The organism is Ruegeria sp. CDSA021 (genome assembly GCF_059612325.1).
The window spans coordinates 168,419-184,474 of the sequence record NZ_JBXWQJ010000002.1 but is presented as its reverse complement, the minus strand read 5'-3'; the positions used below and the strand labels follow the sequence as shown (position 1 = coordinate 184,474).

Below are 16,056 nucleotides of genomic sequence, written 5' to 3'. Positions count from 1 at the left end.
CATGCTGAGCCCTCACGACGAGGATAATGTTTATGACCAGCGCGACGCCGCAAGATGACAATACTGCAATTTTGGCCTGCACCATCAGCCGGGATGTCCAGAATTTCGATCTTTTGATCGAAGATATGGAAGCCATTTTAGGCGAACGATGGGGTGACCTGGGATTTGCAGAAGCGTTGGCCTTTTTCAGCCAACCCGAGGCCGAAACACTTGAGTTTGTCGCGTTGGCGATCGATGGCGAAGATGAAGACAACCTCTCTTTGATGGGTGAGATCATCACTCAGGCCAAAGAGAAGAAAATCAAAGTTGTTCTAATCGCTGAAGACGTCACTCCCGCCTCGCTGCATCAATTGCTGCGCAAAGGCGCTGACGAGTTTGTCCCCTACCCCTTGCCTGAAGGCGAGTTGCAGGAAGCCATCGAGCGTATGAAGCAACCCGATCCGGTTGCCATGGCCCAGGCCGCTGCGGTCCCCCTTGCAAAAGGGGATTCGAAAGAAGGCGCGTTGTTTGTCGTTCAAGGACTGGCCGGCGGCGTCGGTTCTACCACCATGGCCGTCAATCTGGCCTGGGAACTTTCCTGTGTGTCCGACAAGGATGCGCCCACTGTCTGTTTGATCGACCTCGATCTGCAGTACGGTACTGTTTCCACCTATCTGGATCTGCCACGTCGCGAAACAGTGTTTGAAATGTTGTCGGACACCGATTCGATGGACAGCGAGGTGTTCTCGCAAGCCCTTCAAACATATGAAGAAAAGCTTCAAGTCCTGACATCGCCTTCCGACATGGTGCCGCTGGATCTTATCACACCTGAAGATATCCAGCGCGTCATCGACATGGCGCGCACGCATTTCGATTACGTCATTGTCGACATGCCCAAAACGCTGGTCCTGTGGTCCGAGACGGTCTTGCAGGCGGCGCACGTGTATTTCGCCATGATCGAGTTGGATATGCGATCTGCACAGAACGCTCTGCGCCTTAAGCGCGCTCTGCAGGCCGAGGAACTGCCCTTCAACAAATTGCGTTTCGCGCTGAACCGGGCGCCAAAGTTCACCGACTTGAATGGAAAAAGCCGTGTAAAGCGAATGGGCGAAAGCTTGGGGATCTCAATCGACCTGCAGTTGCCCGACGGAGGCAAGCCAGTCATGCAAAGTGGCGACCACGGTCTGCCATTGGCAAATTCTGCCGCCAAGAACCCGCTGCGCCGGGAAATCGCCAAGTTAGCGAAATCGCTTCACAGCCTTGGTAGCAGCAGCGCCGAAGAAGCAGCTTAACATCTTCGCAAAGGGGTACCTGCCGTGTTTTCAAGATATAAAAAACAGCCCGCTGCACAGCCGGTTAAAGCTCCGGCAAAAGCCACTGAACCGGCAGCGCCCGTCGCAGAGGCTGCACCCACAACAACGGCAGTTGCACGCAAACCCCATAAGAAGAAAGTTGGCGAGTTCGCCGGATCTGACCGTGATCGCAAGCGTAAAGAGCGGCTGGGCGAGATCAAAATCGAACTCCACCGGGAATTGTTGGAAAACCTGAACCTTGCCGCTTTGGAAAACGCTGGCGAAGCTGAATTGCGTGCAGAAATTGGCGCAATCGCAAGCGAGGTTCTGGAAACAAGAAACATTGTCCTTAACCGAGAAGACCGGTCGCAGCTGAACAAAGAGCTGTATGACGAAGTGACCGGCCTCGGCCCGCTCGAAGCTCTGCTCCAGGACGATACGGTCAACGATATTCTTGTGAACGGCCCGCAACAGATCTTTGTGGAACGTGAAGGTAAGCTGGAACTCAGCGACATTACCTTCAAGGATGAAAAGCACCTGATGCGGATCATCGACAAGATCGTGTCTGCCGTGGGCCGTCGTGTTGATGAATCAAACCCTTATGTTGACGCCCGTCTGGCTGATGGGTCGCGTTTCAACGCCATGGTGCCCCCGGTTGCGGTTGACGGCTCTCTGGTTTCGATTCGTAAGTTCAAAAAGGACAAGCTGGGCATCGACGACCTGGTCAATTTCGGTGCGTTCACCGAAGAAATGGCCGCGTATTTGCAAGCGGCGGTCTCGACCCGTCTGAACGTGATCGTATCTGGCGGTACCGGTTCTGGTAAAACCACCACGCTTAACGCCCTGTCCAGCTTTATCGACGATGCCGAACGTATCCTGACCATCGAGGACACGGCGGAACTTCAGCTGCAACAGACCCACGTGGGCCGGATGGAAAGCCGCCCGCCCAACGTCGAAGGCAAAGGTGAAGTCAGCCCTCGCGACTGTTTGAAAAACGCCCTGCGTATGCGCCCCGACCGCATTATCGTGGGCGAGACTCGTGGCGCCGAGGTGATCGACATGTTGCAGGCCATGAACACGGGCCACGACGGTTCGATGACCACGATCCACGCCAACTCGGCGCGTGACGGGATTTCGCGTCTCGAGAACATGATCGCGATGGCCGGGATCGAAATGCCGATTAAAGCAGTGCGCAGTCAAATCTCGTCCGCTGTGAACCTGATCGTGCAGGCCAGCCGCTTGCAGGACGGTTCGCGCCGCATGACCTCAATCACCGAGATCACCGGCATGGAAGGCGACGTCATATCAATGCAGGAAATCTTTCGTTTTCAACGTGTTGGCCTGACACCGGACAACAAGATTATCGGACATTTCACAGCAACCGGCGTGCGCAGCCACTATTCGGAACGCTTCCGTCTGTGGGGCTTTGACCTGCCAGCGTCGATCTACGACCCAACCGCAATGTAGGAGAACCGGGTATGCAATTGCCTATGGAGGTGATCATCTATGTCGCCATCTTTGTGGGGGTCCTTGCCCTGGTCGAAGGCATCTATCTTGTCGCCTTCGGCAAATCCATCAGCCTGAACAGCCGGGTTAACCGACGTCTGGACATGCTGGAAAAGGGTGCCGGGCGCGAACAGGTGCTGGAGCAGCTGCGCAAGGAAATGCAGCAGCATATGAAATCGCAGAGCATCCCTCTGTATTCGTTGCTTGCTGACAAGGCGCAAAAGGCGGCAATTGCGTTCTCTCCACGCCAACTGATCATGATTATGGCCCTGGTGTCTGGGATGGCCTTTGTCGGCCTAAGCATCGGCACCGCGACGGATACGACTCTGCGCATCGCGATTTCCATCGCCATCGGCATCGGTGGCGTCTATGCCTGGGTCAACCACAAAGCCAAGAAACGTATGGGCATGATTGAAGAACAGCTGCCTGATGCGGTTGAACTGATGGTACGCTCTCTGCGCGTCGGAAACCCGTTTGTTTCGACAATTCAAGTGGTTGCGAACGAAGTCCAAGACCCTTTGGGCACTGAGTTCGGCGTTATCGCCGACGAATGTGCCTATGGCCGCGAGGTCGGCGAGGCGCTGAAAGACATGGCTGAACGCCTGGACAATCAGGATTTGCGTTTCTTGGCCGTGGCTGTGGGCATTCAACAACAATCAGGCGGTAACCTAGCTGAGATTTTGGCAGGTTTGGCACAGGTGATCCGCGCGCGCTTCCGCCTGTTCCGCCGCGTGAAAGCCATCACTGCCGAAGCGCAGTGGTCAGGCAAGTTCCTGTCCGGCTTTCCTGTCGCCTGTTTGATTTTCATCTTGGTCAAAGACCCTGGATACTACGACGACGTTATGGACCACCCTTGGTTTATCCCCGCGTGTTTCGTCGTCGGCATACTTCTGACGCTGAACCTGATCGTCATGAAGATCATCACCAACATCAAGGTCTGAGGAAAGCCAATGGAATTTCTGACGCGCATCAATGACCTTTTGACCCAGAACCTGGGTGAATTCGGACCCCTCATAGCTGTAGGCGTCCTCGGCTTGCTTCTGATTATCGTGGCCGTGTTGCTGATGGTGAATCAGCCTGAAGACCCGCTGAAGAAGCTGCAGAGGTCGAACGCCGCCCCTAAAAGGCAGCCCAAGGACAAGAAAGAGCGTCTGCGCAATTCCGGCCGCAACGAACAACTTGAGAAATTCGCGAACTTCCTTGAGCCCAAGAACGAGGAGGAGTATTCGGCGGTCGAGCTGAAGCTGCGTCAGGCCGGGTACCGATCAAAGGACTCGGTGCGTTTCTTTCATTTTGCGCAGTTTGCGCTGGGGATTGCTGGCATCATGGTTGGCATTCTCTTGATCACAGTTCTGGCCGGTGATCAGGAGTTCACCGGTCAACAGATGATGATCCGGGTGTTTGTTCCCGCCGCAATTGGCTATTTTGCCCCCAAGTACTGGATCACACGCCGCGTGGCCGAGCGGCAGGAAGCGATCACCGCAGGCTTTCCGGACACGCTTGACCTGATGTTGGTCTGCGTCGAAGCCGGACAATCTCTGGATCAGGCCATCGTGCGTGTCGCCAGCGAAATGAGTTCCTCTTACCCGGAAATTGCCCAGGAGTTCGAAATCGTCGCCCACGAAATGAAGGCTGGTAAGGACAAAGATAATGTTCTGCGGGACTTTGGCACGCGGTGCGGGGTGCAGGATGTGACCTCTTTTGTAACCGTGATGATCCAATCGGCCACATTCGGTACATCCATTGCCGAGGCTCTGCGGGTTTATGCCGGCGAGATGCGCGATAAACGGGTCATGCGCGCCGAAGAGGCTGCGAACAAGTTGCCGACCAAGATGACTCTTGTCACAATGATGCTGACAGTTCCGCCACTGCTGATCATTCTGGTCGGACCGTCGGCAAACGTCATTTCGAGTTTTGGTCGCTAGGGCGGATAGAACCCTATGAAAGCTGAATTCAGGTGCTTCCCTGTGGGGTTTCGCCGTATCCTCAAAGCCACCATGGTTTGCGCCGTGGTGGCTTCCTGCACGGAAGGGGTGTCCCCCGATGCACTGGATGCGCCAGGCGTCGATAATAAGGGGCAAGCTGAAGACAGCATAACGGTCGGAAACAGGTTGATGGCCGCAGGGGAATACGAACTGGCATTGGAATCCTTTTCCCGCGCGGCACTGGATCAGGGTATGACAACGCAGGTCCTGACCTCTTTGGGAACAGCCAATCTTGGCTTGCGGCGCTTAGGCCAGGCCGAAAAACTCCTGCGACGCGCGGTCGAAGATGAGCCGGATTGGCCCGTCGCCTGGAACAATCTTGGCGTCCTGTTGATGGAAAAACAGGAATACCCCGAGGCCGCGCAGGTTTTTCAAAGGGCATTTGCACTGGACAATGGCGAAAGTGACGCAATCCGGGACAATCTGCGCTTAGCTCTCGCAAAAATGGAAAATCCTGTTAATACTGCTCCTCAAGAACAAGAATACACACTGGAACAGCAGGGCGACGGGCAATTTACGCTCCGCAAGATCCAGAATTGAGGAAAGAGCAGTAAAGGACGCAAAAAATGCGCCAGCAATTCTTGATTCCGACTGTCATTGTCAGCGGTCTGATCCTTTCGGCCTGTGCAAAGGAAACCGAAGAGGAAAAGGTTGAACGCACCTTTCAAGAGGTGAACGTCATTGACGAAACCAATCTGAACGAAGTTCTGCTAAGCGCCGCCGACCCGAATGAGGCCGTGACCTATTTTCATGGGGCCGCGCTCAAGAATCCGGACCGGATCGATCTTCAGCGAGGGCTGGCCATTTCGCTGGGCCGAGCCAAACGGACGACCGAGGCCGCAGCCGCCTGGAAGCGCGTGACAACGATGAAGGGCACGAACGCCGCGGACAAGGTCGAGTATGCGGATGCGCTGGTGCGCAGTGGTGATTGGACGCAGGCAAAGACCGTTCTGGATTCAGTTCCTCCGACATTCGAGACCTTCAAACGCTATCGCCTTGAAGCCGTGGTCGCGGACTCCCGCAAAGATTGGAAGCGGGCCGATCATTTCTATGAAACAGCCATCGGTTTGACCACCCGTCCGGGCAGCGTGATGAACAATTGGGGTTATTCGAAACTGACCCGGGGCCAATATGCCGAGGCCGAGCGCCTGTTCTCCGACGCTATTCGTCAGGACAATTCTCTGTTCACCGCCAAGAACAATCTGGTTCTGGCCCGTTCAGCGCAGGGCAACTATAACCTGCCCGTCGTTCCAATGACACAGGTCGAGCGTGCCCGCTTGCTGAATACGATGGCGATTTCAGCGGTCAAGCAGGGCGATGTCACAACCGCCAAGAACCTGTTCCGCGAAGCCATTTCCACCCACCCGCAGCACTTCGACGAGGCGGTGCGTTCGCTTCGCGCGCTTGAAGGGGCCTGATACATGCACATCCCCGCAGCCGCTGCGGCTTGGTTTCTGCCGTTCGTGCTGCCGATTTGCTTCTACGTTGCTTTCACCGATATGCGTGAAATGCGGATCAAGAACCATGCCGTCTATGCATTGGCATTGGTCTTTGTTGTGGTCGGCCTGATTGCGATCCCGCCCTGGTCCACGGGCTGGCTGGGCGGTCATCTTGGTCCGTATTCCGTGTCGTTGCCTATTTATGTCTGGCAGCTGCTTCATATCGTTGTTGTCTTGCTTTTGGGCATCATCCTGAACGCGTCAGGTGCCATGGGTGCCGGCGACGCAAAGTTCATGGCCGCAGCATCAGCCTTTGTCTGGCTGGGTGATCTCAAGGTGATGGTAATGATCTTGACCGCCTGTATTCTGGCCGCTGTTATCACACACCGACTGGCCAAACACACCCCTCTCCGGGCCATCGCACCACATTGGGAAAGCTGGGATCGCGGCAAGCAGTTTCCAATGGGGCTGGCTCTGGCTGGGACACTGGCCATGTATTTGATTTTGGGTACTGTTCTCGGATCGTAAACTATCATCAGCACGCCTTGCCATTGCCTTTGTCCCGCCACAAAGCTGGGTCATTTTTCCTCCAAACCGCCCACTTTTGGGCATTTGGCGTGACATTTTGATGAACGAGCAACGCGCATGAATATGCAGACTTCCTCTGTTATGGCCCCCCCTACCCCCAAGGGATTGGGTGAAATGAGACTTCCGCTGGTAATGATGCGGGACATTCTGCTGAAGACCGTCTTCCGCAAAAACGCCAGCACCGTTTCCGAAATCGCAGAGGCAATCTGTCTGCCCGGTTCGGTCACGCAAGAGCTGGTCGACATCGCACGCGACCAGAAGCTGCTTGAGGCGACCGGGACACTGAATGCCAACAGCGGTAACGAAATGGGCTATCAGTTGACCGATGCAGGCAAAGCCCGCGCGTTGGACGCATTGAGCCAGTCAGAATATTTCGGCGCGATGCCCGTGCCGCTCGATGTTTACCGCGAGCAGGTCAAACGCCAGTCGATCCGGAACATTCAGGTCACGCGGGAACAACTGGTTGGTGCAATGGGTCATCTGGTTCTGCCCGACAGCCTGCTGGACCACCTGGGCCCTGCGGTCAGCGCTGGTCGTTCGATTCTGATGTATGGCCCTCCGGGCAACGGTAAATCCTCGATCTCGAACGGTATCCGCGACGCGCTGGGGGACAATGTCTATGTGCCTTACGCCATTGAATATGCGGGTCAGGTCATCACGGTCTATGACCCGATCGTACACACCGCGATCGAACAGGAGCCCGATGATCCCAATAGCCTGCGCCGCCGCAAACGTTTCGATTCGCGTTATGTGCAATGTGAACGACCCACGGTTGTGACCGGTGGTGAACTGTCGCTGAGCATGCTGGATCTGGTCTACAACCCGACCGCCCGAACCTATCAGGCCCCGTTGCAGCTGAAGTCGACCGGCGGCATCTTCATCGTGGACGACCTTGGCCGTCAGGCCGAACCGCCGCAGGCTCTGGTCAACCGTTGGATCGTTCCGCTGGAAGAGAACAAGGATATCCTCGGCCTGCAATCGGGTGAAAAGTTCGAGGTGCCCTTCGATACGCTTGTTATCTTCTCGACCAACTTCCACCCGAACGAGATCTTCGACCAAGCCGCCCTGCGCCGGATCTTTTTCAAGATCAAGATCGACGGCCCAAACCAGGAAAACTTCCTGAAGATCTTTGCCATGGTGGCCCGCAAACGCGGAATGCCGCTGGATGAGGCGGCACTGGTGCACCTGCTGAAGGTCAAATACCCGACCATCAACAACATCTACGCCAACTATCAACCGATCTTCCTGATCGATCAGATGATCTCGATCTGCGAGTTCGAAGGCATCCCCTATCAGATGAGCCCCGACCTGATCGAGCGCGCCTGGGCCAACATGTTCGTAAAAGACGAGAAAATCGTCAAATAACGCCCTGCCAATCCCTCCTTTGGGCGAGTAATCTGCGTTCATGACGCAGATTCCCGCTTCGATTGGCGCGTGGTTTTCCACCAAAGGCTGGTCCATTCACCCGCATCAACAAGAGATGTTCGACCGGGCGCATGACCAAGCGACCTTGCTGATCGCCCCGACCGGCGGCGGCAAGACTATGGCCGGGTTTCTGCCCTCGCTGGTGCAGCTGGCTGACGGTGCCCATAGCGGATTGCATACGATCTATGTTTCACCGCTCAAGGCGCTGGCGGCCGATATCAAACGTAACCTGCGCTCTCCGGTGGACGAGATCGGCCTGCCAATCCGGATCGAGGATCGCACCGGTGACACTTCGGCCACGCAAAAGAAACGTCAAAGGGTCGACCCGCCCCATATCCTGCTGACCACACCTGAAAGCCTCGCACTGCTGACCTCGTACGAAGATGCTTCACGCATGTTCGATGGTGTGCAGCGGATCATTGTCGATGAAATCCATGCTCTGGCCGAAAGCAAACGCGGCGATCAGTTGATGCTGGCTTTGGCGCGACTGCAACGCCTCAACCCCGATCTACGTCGCGTTGGCTTGTCAGCCACTGTAGAAGACCCCGATGCAATTGCCCGCTTTCTGGCCCGCCACCCGGATCCCTGCCAGATCGTGCAGGCAGATCCCGGCCCGGACCCGGATATCTGCATGTTGGAAACGGTCGAGATGCCGCCCTGGTCCGGCGGTGGCGCGGCTTATGCAATCCCGGCGGTGCTGGAGCAAATCCGGCAACACAAAACCACGCTGATTTTTCACAATACGCGCGCGCAAGCTGAGATTTTTTTTCACAACCTGTGGCTGGCCAATGAAGACGGCCTGCCCATTGGCATCCATCACGGCAGCCTCGACCGCCAGAAACGCGAACGGGTCGAGGCAGCGATGGTCCGGGGGGATTTGCGCGCCATCGTCTGCACCGGTTCTTTGGATCTGGGCATCGACTGGGGCGATGTGGATCTGGTAATCCAGGTCGGAGCACCCAAGAATGTCAAACGTCTGGTGCAACGGATCGGGCGGGCCAACCACCGCTATAACGCGCCTTCCAAGGCGCTGCTGGTGCCTGCCAACAGGTTTGAAGTGGTTGAATGCGTCGCCGCGCTTGAGGCCGCAAAGGCCCATGATCTTGACGGAGAACCCCGCGGCCCCGGCCCTCGAGACGTCTTGAGTCAGCACATACTGATTGCCGCCTGTGCCGGACCGTTTGACGCCGACGATCTGTACGTCGAAATGACTGCTGCGGGGCCTTATGCGCATCTGACCCGGCCCGAGTTTGACGCATGCGTCGATTTCTGTGCCACCGGCGGTTACGCCCTGAGGGCATATGACCGCTGGCAACGGCTCCAAAGACGTGCGGATGGCAAGTGGCAGTTGCGCGATCCACGTGCAGCGTCGCGCATTCGTATGAATTTAGGAACGATTCAGGACACGGACACCCTTAAGGTACGCCTGAAGCGCAGCCGGGGTGGCAAGCCGTTGGGAGAGGTCGAAGAAGCTTTTGCAGCCTCGCTGACGCCCGGCGACACTTTTTTGATCGGCGGGCAAATCGTGCGGTATGAAGGCCTGCGTGAAATGGTGGTTGAGGTCAGCCGTCGCGCCGATCGCAAGCCCAAGATCGCGACCTTCTCGGGTACGAAATTTGCGACCTCCACCCAGCTCAGCGACCGTATTCTGCGCATGTTTGCCCAAAAGGATTGGCCGCAATTGCCACCGCATACCGCGGAATGGTTGGCCTTGCAGCGCCAGATCTCGCGCCTGCCTCAGCGCGACCGTCTGCTGATCGAGAGCTTTCCAAGCGACGGTCGGGAACATCTATGCGTCTACGGTTTTGCCGGTCGCAACGCGCAGCAAACACTGGGTCTGCTACTGACCAAACGGATGGAGGACACCGGCCTGGCCCCGATGGGCTTTGTTGCGACAGATTACGCAACGCTTATCTGGGGGCTGGATGCGGTCACCGATCCTACCCCGTTGTTTCAACGCGACGCGCTGCGCGACGGGCTGGACACTTGGTTGGCAGGCAACGCCGTGATGAAACGCACATTTCGCGCCTCTGCCACCATAGCGGGTCTGATCGAACGCAACACGGCGGGGCAACGCAAAAGCGGGCGGCAGGCTACTTTTTCATCGGATATACTGTACGATACCCTGCTGAAATACGACCCGGATCACTTGCTTATGCAGATCACCCGCGAAGAAGCCATGCGCGGACTGGTCGATTTTGGTCGGATTGAAACGATGCTGGACCGGATCGGCGACCGCATTGATCTGCTACGGCTGGATCGAATCTCACCCCTGTCCGCCCCACTGTTCCTTGAGGTCGGAAAAGTGCCGGTCAAAGGCGCGGCAGAGGAACGCCTGCTGGCCGAAGAAAGCGCGCGTCTGTTGCAGACAGCCGGGCTCGATCAGCTTTGATCCTCTTGCGTCGGGCATAAAAACACGCCAAGAACGGATCATGAACGTGTGCGAGTTTTCCTTTGCAGGTCAGCGCCTCGGCGCTTTACCTTCCGGTGCTCTGTGGTGGCCCGAGCGCCAGTTGCTTTGTATCTCAGACCTGCACTTGGGTAAATCCGAACGTACGGTGCGGCGCGGTGGGCCTGCATTGCCCCCCTACGACACCCGAGAGACGCTGGATCGGTTGGCGAGTGACTTGGAGCGCACCAACGCCGAAACTGTACTGTGTCTGGGTGACAGCTTTGACGACCTTGAAGCCGCGCAAGCGTTGCCTACAACCGAAAAGCTTCGGATCGCGGCCTTGCAGGCCGGACGCAAATGGATATGGATCGAAGGTAACCACGACCCCGGACCGATTGAGCTGGGCGGCACCCATCTATTCGAATGGCGCTGCGGTCCAATGGCCTTTCGCCATATCGCTGAGGACCAAGCGCAAGGAGAGGTTTCCGGCCATTATCATCCAAAAGCGCAGATCAGGGTAAAAGGGCGGCACATTTCACGACCCGCCTTTTTGTTAGATAAAAAACGGCTGATCCTGCCTGCCTACGGTGCTTTCACAGGTGGGTTGCGCAGTTCTGATCAAGTTCTGGCGGATCTCATGGACCAGAACGCCATGGCTATTCTGACCGGCCCGCACCCGCAGATGATTCCAATGCCGCGCTAGCGTCAGATCAAACCGTCCTGTTCCAACATCGGTTTATACTTGCGGCTGACCGGAACCAGATCACCGTTGACCAGCTTAAGAAAGGTCTTGCCGCCTGTTTTCTCGACACCCACGATCGCGGCGTCTGTCACCCAATGTGAGCGATGCGAACAATGACCCGGAACCGGCTCCATCTCGGCAATGGCGTCCGTGAACCGCGACCGGAGTGTGAATATCCCATCCGAGGTCACTACATCCACGTTATGATCCCGCACGGTAAGGCGATAGATCTGACCGTCAAAGCCGGGTGGAAGGCGTCTGACAAGGCGTGGCTGTTCCGCCTTAGGCACGGCTGCTTTCGCAGTTGTTGGGTCATTGCGTTGCACAAAAACCAAGCCTGCGGCCAGCAGCGCCCCATAGACGGCAACCGTTTGCGCACCCGGAGCCATCTGCCCCCCAAACGTAAACAGAATCCAGGCCAGCAGCCACAGCGAGGGCGTAAACAACGCGAGGATCAACCCAGCGTAAGCCAGGTCGCGAAGGGGAATTCTTAACAAAGCAGGATTGTTTTGCATGAGTTTTCGGGCCAGCCCCGTCACCGTAAGTGCAAGAACCATGACCCCGGTCCAAAACAGAAGCCGCAACCCAAAGCTCAGTTCAAACGCAAGAAAGGGCGGAAACGCATATGCCAGCAAGGGAAGGAATACCACGCCCGCTGTCACTCGCTGCGGAGTACATGCACTTCGTATCGTACTTAGTTTTAACGTCATACTGCTTTTGAATGTGCTTAACCCAAGCGCGAACGGCACTAAGGCATTGTGACCTGTAAACAAACGAGAAAACAGGAATATCACGATTTTTCAAGCTGTAAAACCCAATCCGGGTTCGTGGCCACAACGTCTCTGGCCAGCCGGGCCAGTCATAGTGACCCCGCGTGCAGTGTCGGGCCGATTGGAACGGCCCGACCTGAGGTGTTTATGCCGTCAAGCCTTCAGGCTCTGGCAGGCCGTTCGAGCGGCAGCAGGCGGTCAATGTGTTGGCCAGCAGGCATGCGATGGTCATCGGACCTACGCCACCTGGAACCGGAGTGATCGCACCCGCGCGCTCAGCCGCGCTGGCGTAATCCACGTCGCCGACCAGCTTGTTCTTGCCGTCGCGCTCGATGCGGTTGATACCCACGTCGATCACGGTGGCACCTTCCTTGATCCAGTCACCCGGCACCATCTCAGGACGGCCTACGGCGGCTACAACGATGTCAGCACGGCGCACGACGTCGGGCAAGTCCTTGGTGCGCGAGTGCGCGATGGTCACCGTGCAGCTGTCACCCAGCAAAAGCTGCGCCATCGGCTTGCCCACGATGTTCGAGCGGCCGATTACAACTGCGTCCATGCCCGACAGCGAGCCATGGTGGTCGCGCAGCATCATCAGACAGCCCAGCGGTGTGCAGGGCACCATCGATTTCTGGCCGGTGCCCAGCAGGCCCACGTTCGAGATGTGGAAGCCATCGACATCCTTGGCCGGGTCGATTGAGTTGATCACCAGATCTTCGTTCAGGTGTTTGGGCAGCGGCAGCTGAACCAGAATGCCATGAACCGCAGGGTCGTTGTTCAGTTTGTCGATCAACGCCAGCAGATCCTCTTCCGAGGTCTCCACATCCAGCTTGTGCTCGTATGAGTTCATACCGACTTCGACAGTCATCTTGCCCTTTGAGCGGACATAGACTTGGCTGGCCGGGTCTTCGCCGACCAAAACCACGGCCAGGCCGGGGGTGATGCCGTTTTCTTCTTTCAGCTTTGCGACCTGATCGGCCACTTGCCCGCGTACTTTCGCGGCAAAGGCTTTACCGTCGATAACCTGAGCTACCATTCTTCGATCCCTTCTTTCAAAAAACAGATCGGGCGCACAAAGCGCCCGATCAGTCAGTCGATGCCGATCACGCGCTCTTCGCGCGCAATCGACCAGTCAATCAAAATACGCCACAGCTTTTCAGCCAGATCCGGGTCCATCCCCAGCGCGTCCGAGCTTGCGCGCACACGTTGCACCACCTCTTCGACGCGGGCCGGTATTCGGGCCGGAAGGCCCTCACCCGGCTTAAGCTGAGACGCTCGGTCGATATAGCTGGCGCGTGTCACCAGCATCTCGATCAGTTGGCGATCCAGCTTGTCGATCTCAACCCGCAGGTCCTGCATCGTGCTACAGTGCTGGGGCGGTGTCAGAGTGGGCATTATCATCTCCTCATGGCCCGGGAATGAATCCCCGGACCACGAGATGGTTCAAAAAGCGGCTTAGAACAAGCCCTCGATCTCACCTGCGTCGTTAAGGCAGATGGTTTCAGCAGCCGGTTTGCGAGGCAGACCAGGCATGGTCATGATCTCACCGCAGACAACCACGATGAAACCGGCACCTGCGGACAGGCGAACCTCACGCACCGGAACCGAGTGGCCGGTCGGTGCGCCGCGCAGGGTCGGGTCGGTCGAGAACGAATACTGAGTTTTCGCCATGCAGACCGGCAGATTGCCATAACCCGCTTCTTCCCACTCGCGCAGCTGGTTGCGGATCTTGTTGTCTGCCAGAACCTCGTCCGCGCGATAGATACGCTTGGCGACAGTTTCGATCTTCTCGAACAGCGGCATGTCGTCGGGGTAGATCGGCGAGAAGTTGGCGCTGCCACCTTCGACGATTTCAACAACTTTCTCGGCCAGCGGAGCGGACCCTTCCGAGCCCAGTTCCCAGTGACGCGACAGAACCGCCTCGACGCCATGCTCACCACAATACTCGCTGACTGCCTGCACCTCGGAATCGGTGTCGGTGACGAAGTGGTTGATGGCGACGACAACCGGTACACCGAAGGACTTCACGTTCTCGATGTGACGGCCCAGGTTGGCACAGCCTGATTTGACGGCTTCAACGTTTTCCGCACCCAGATCGGCCTTGGCAACGCCGCCGTTCATCTTCATCGCGCGCACGGTGGCGACCAGAACAACAGCCGACGGTGCAATGCCTGCCTTGCGGCACTTGATGTTCATGAACTTCTCGGCACCCAGGTCGGCCCCAAAGCCAGCTTCAGTCACAACATAGTCAGCGACTTTCAGCGCGGTCTTGGTTGCGATAACCGAGTTACAGCCATGCGCGATGTTCGCGAAGGGCCCACCGTGGACAAACGCCGGGTTGTTTTCCAGCGTCTGCACCAGATTCGGCTGCATGGCATCTTTCAGCAGAACAGTCATCGCGCCTTCGGCCTTGATGTCGCGGCAATAGACCGGGGTTTTGTCACGGCGATAAGCAACGATGATGTCGCCCAGACGCTTTTCCAGGTCGTTCAGGTCATTGGCCAGGCACAGGATCGCCATGACTTCCGACGCCACGGTGATGTCAAAGCCGGTCTCACGCGGGAAGCCGTTCGAAACACCACCCAGAGACGCCGTGATCTGACGCAGGGCGCGATCGTTCATGTCGACCACACGACGCCATGCAACGCGGCGTACGTCGATCTCGGCTTCGTTGCCCCAATAGATGTGGTTGTCGATCATCGCCGACAGAAGCGAGTGAGCCGAGGTGATGGCGTGGAAGTCGCCGGTGAAGTGCAGGTTCATTTCTTCCATCGGAACAACCTGTGCGTAACCGCCACCTGCAGCGCCACCCTTCATGCCGAAGTTCGGGCCAAGCGAGGCTTCGCGGATACAGATCATCGCGTTCTTGCCGATGCGGTTCAGGCCGTCACCCAGACCAACGGTCGTGGTGGTTTTACCTTCACCTGCCGGGGTTGGGTTGATCGCGGTCACGAGGATCAGTTTGCCGTCTTCACGGTCCTGAACCGAGTTGATGAAGTCCTGGCTGACTTTGGCTTTGTCGTGGCCGTAAGGCAGCAGATCCGCAGAGTCGATGCCGATCTTGGCACCGATTTCCTGAATCGGCTTTTTGTTCGCTTCACGAGCGATTTCGATGTCGGATTTGTAGCTCATTGGCCGGGGTCCTTGATTGAATACCGTGCATAGCCGACGCAGAACGCCGGCGCTGCGCATCCATACCCTTGTGTACAATCTCAATAGCCATGGATTCCGACATTCTGGTGTCGTGAAGCGTCGTAAGGCCGTTTCAGGGGTTTCTAATCGGAAACCAAAGCGGACTAAGGAGCCCAGTCGGGCTGATCTGGAACAAATAAAATCAACTGATCTCCCACCTGAATACGTCCGGGACGTTCGACCCAGCCGGTGATGCCCCGACGCCCAACCGCCGCAGGTTTGAACGCAACGCCGTGCCCGGGCTGATCCGCCTCGATTTCGCGCCCTGGCAATACGCAAGGCGCGTTTTCCATGTCCACGGTTATCGTCAGACCACCGCTGACCTGCAAACGCGACGACGGGGGGATATGTGAAAAATCAGGAATACCCTTTAGTACGATTGACGCGCCGAGATATGAAGGGTCCAACATGTCCAGACCAATTTCTTGCGCGATCTGGTCAAGCTCTTCCACCGACAGAACCGACAACTGACGTACGTTACGGATTTCCGTTCCTGTGGGATAGAGGTTCTTGACCCGCACGCAGGATGCTCGATTGAACCCCGCGTGCCGTTCTCCTGACGCTCCGTCAAAATCTAAATCCAATGCTTGGACCGATTCAGCCCGAAGCGACTGCCTGGCAGGGACATAACCCAGCCAGACCGCTTCGCCTACGTATTCCGTTTCACGCAAAAATGGCATTCCGGCATCCCTTTTCCGCTGGAGTTCAATGGGCATAATGCCCAGCAAACGCCTGATGAAAAGAGA

General features: G+C 57.0%; 15 protein-coding genes. 10 read left to right on the top strand and 5 right to left on the bottom strand.

All coding sequences use genetic code 11. The features are described from left to right. Positions 1-32: 32 nt before the first annotated feature. From AC2FLD_RS03105 to pdeM, 10 genes are all read left to right on the top strand, one after another. Positions 33-1,271, top strand: coding sequence for a CpaE/TadZ family protein (locus AC2FLD_RS03105; protein WP_050603357.1), 1,239 nt, complete (start codon positions 33-35; stop codon positions 1,269-1,271). A gap of 24 nt (positions 1,272-1,295) precedes the next feature. Further along, positions 1,296-2,738 (top strand): TadA family conjugal transfer-associated ATPase, encoded by a 1,443-nt coding sequence (locus AC2FLD_RS03100; protein ID WP_496667525.1) that lies wholly within the window; start codon positions 1,296-1,298, stop codon positions 2,736-2,738. Between the two features lie 11 nt (positions 2,739-2,749). Further along, a complete protein-coding gene (locus tag AC2FLD_RS03095; protein WP_496667526.1) occupies positions 2,750-3,718 on the top strand; it encodes a type II secretion system F family protein in 969 nt (322 codons plus the stop codon). Positions 3,719-3,727: 9 nt separating this feature from the next. Next, the gene (locus tag AC2FLD_RS03090) at positions 3,728-4,702 is read left to right on the top strand and encodes a type II secretion system F family protein (protein ID WP_050603183.1); all 975 of its coding nucleotides are present in this window, start codon (positions 3,728-3,730) and stop codon (positions 4,700-4,702) included. Between the two features lie 15 nt (positions 4,703-4,717). Beyond that, on the top strand, positions 4,718-5,302 hold the full coding sequence (locus tag AC2FLD_RS03085) for a tetratricopeptide repeat protein (protein WP_496667527.1): 585 nt from the start codon (positions 4,718-4,720) through the stop codon (positions 5,300-5,302). A 26-nt stretch (positions 5,303-5,328) separates the two neighbouring features. Next, complete coding sequence (locus AC2FLD_RS03080) at positions 5,329-6,180, top strand: tetratricopeptide repeat protein (RefSeq protein WP_496667528.1); 852 nt, start codon at positions 5,329-5,331, stop codon at positions 6,178-6,180. 3 nt (positions 6,181-6,183) lie between these two features. Further along, positions 6,184-6,729: a prepilin peptidase gene (locus AC2FLD_RS03075; RefSeq protein ID WP_496667529.1), complete on the top strand. Its 546-nt coding sequence runs from the start codon at positions 6,184-6,186 to the stop codon at positions 6,727-6,729. 117 nt (positions 6,730-6,846) lie between these two features. Next, positions 6,847-8,154, top strand: coding sequence for a DUF8689 domain-containing protein (locus tag AC2FLD_RS03070; protein WP_050603180.1), 1,308 nt, complete (start codon positions 6,847-6,849; stop codon positions 8,152-8,154). A gap of 40 nt (positions 8,155-8,194) precedes the next feature. Then, a complete protein-coding gene (locus tag AC2FLD_RS03065; RefSeq protein ID WP_496667530.1) occupies positions 8,195-10,606 on the top strand; it encodes a ligase-associated DNA damage response DEXH box helicase in 2,412 nt (803 codons plus the stop codon). Between the two features lie 40 nt (positions 10,607-10,646). Next, entirely contained in the window at positions 10,647-11,309 is a 663-nt protein-coding gene (gene pdeM / locus AC2FLD_RS03060; RefSeq protein ID WP_496667531.1) for a ligase-associated DNA damage response endonuclease PdeM, read from the top strand. A gap of 2 nt (positions 11,310-11,311) precedes the next feature. Here the strand turns inward: pdeM and AC2FLD_RS03055 are convergent, their stop codons facing one another. The 5 genes from AC2FLD_RS03055 to AC2FLD_RS03035 all read right to left on the bottom strand — a co-directional run bounded on the left by AC2FLD_RS03055 (position 11,312) and on the right by AC2FLD_RS03035 (position 15,990). Next, positions 11,312-11,998 carry a LytTR family DNA-binding domain-containing protein gene (locus AC2FLD_RS03055; RefSeq protein WP_496667532.1) on the bottom strand — a complete coding sequence of 229 codons (687 nt, stop codon included), beginning with the start codon at positions 11,996-11,998 and terminating at the stop codon, positions 11,312-11,314. Between the two features lie 265 nt (positions 11,999-12,263). After that, positions 12,264-13,154, bottom strand: a complete 891-nt coding sequence (folD, locus tag AC2FLD_RS03050) for a bifunctional methylenetetrahydrofolate dehydrogenase/methenyltetrahydrofolate cyclohydrolase FolD (RefSeq protein ID WP_496667533.1) — start codon at positions 13,152-13,154, stop codon at positions 12,264-12,266. 53 nt (positions 13,155-13,207) lie between these two features. Further along, the gene (locus AC2FLD_RS03045; RefSeq protein WP_496667534.1) at positions 13,208-13,513 is read right to left on the bottom strand and encodes a chorismate mutase; all 306 of its coding nucleotides are present in this window, start codon (positions 13,511-13,513) and stop codon (positions 13,208-13,210) included. A gap of 60 nt (positions 13,514-13,573) precedes the next feature. Continuing rightward, a complete protein-coding gene (locus AC2FLD_RS03040; RefSeq protein WP_496667535.1) occupies positions 13,574-15,250 on the bottom strand; it encodes a formate--tetrahydrofolate ligase in 1,677 nt (558 codons plus the stop codon). Positions 15,251-15,414: 164 nt separating this feature from the next. Then, the gene (locus AC2FLD_RS03035; RefSeq protein ID WP_496667536.1) at positions 15,415-15,990 is read right to left on the bottom strand and encodes an MOSC domain-containing protein; all 576 of its coding nucleotides are present in this window, start codon (positions 15,988-15,990) and stop codon (positions 15,415-15,417) included. Between the last annotated feature and the right edge of the window lie 66 nt (positions 15,991-16,056).

Coding starts and splice junctions, on each gene's coding strand:
- AC2FLD_RS03105 (WP_050603357.1), top strand. CDS start 33: ATGACCAGCGCGACGCCGCAAGATGACAATACTGCAATTTTGGCCTGC.
- folD (WP_496667533.1), bottom strand. CDS start 13,154: ATGGTAGCTCAGGTTATCGACGGTAAAGCCTTTGCCGCGAAAGTACGC.
- AC2FLD_RS03075 (WP_496667529.1), top strand. CDS start 6,184: ATGCACATCCCCGCAGCCGCTGCGGCTTGGTTTCTGCCGTTCGTGCTG.
- AC2FLD_RS03045 (WP_496667534.1), bottom strand. CDS start 13,513: ATGCCCACTCTGACACCGCCCCAGCACTGTAGCACGATGCAGGACCTG.
- AC2FLD_RS03090 (WP_050603183.1), top strand. CDS start 3,728: ATGGAATTTCTGACGCGCATCAATGACCTTTTGACCCAGAACCTGGGT.
- pdeM (WP_496667531.1), top strand. CDS start 10,647: ATGAACGTGTGCGAGTTTTCCTTTGCAGGTCAGCGCCTCGGCGCTTTA.
- AC2FLD_RS03095 (WP_496667526.1), top strand. CDS start 2,750: ATGCAATTGCCTATGGAGGTGATCATCTATGTCGCCATCTTTGTGGGG.
- AC2FLD_RS03070 (WP_050603180.1), top strand. CDS start 6,847: ATGAATATGCAGACTTCCTCTGTTATGGCCCCCCCTACCCCCAAGGGA.
- AC2FLD_RS03035 (WP_496667536.1), bottom strand. CDS start 15,990: ATGCCATTTTTGCGTGAAACGGAATACGTAGGCGAAGCGGTCTGGCTG.
- AC2FLD_RS03085 (WP_496667527.1), top strand. CDS start 4,718: ATGAAAGCTGAATTCAGGTGCTTCCCTGTGGGGTTTCGCCGTATCCTC.
- AC2FLD_RS03065 (WP_496667530.1), top strand. CDS start 8,195: ATGACGCAGATTCCCGCTTCGATTGGCGCGTGGTTTTCCACCAAAGGC.
- AC2FLD_RS03040 (WP_496667535.1), bottom strand. CDS start 15,250: ATGAGCTACAAATCCGACATCGAAATCGCTCGTGAAGCGAACAAAAAG.
- AC2FLD_RS03080 (WP_496667528.1), top strand. CDS start 5,329: ATGCGCCAGCAATTCTTGATTCCGACTGTCATTGTCAGCGGTCTGATC.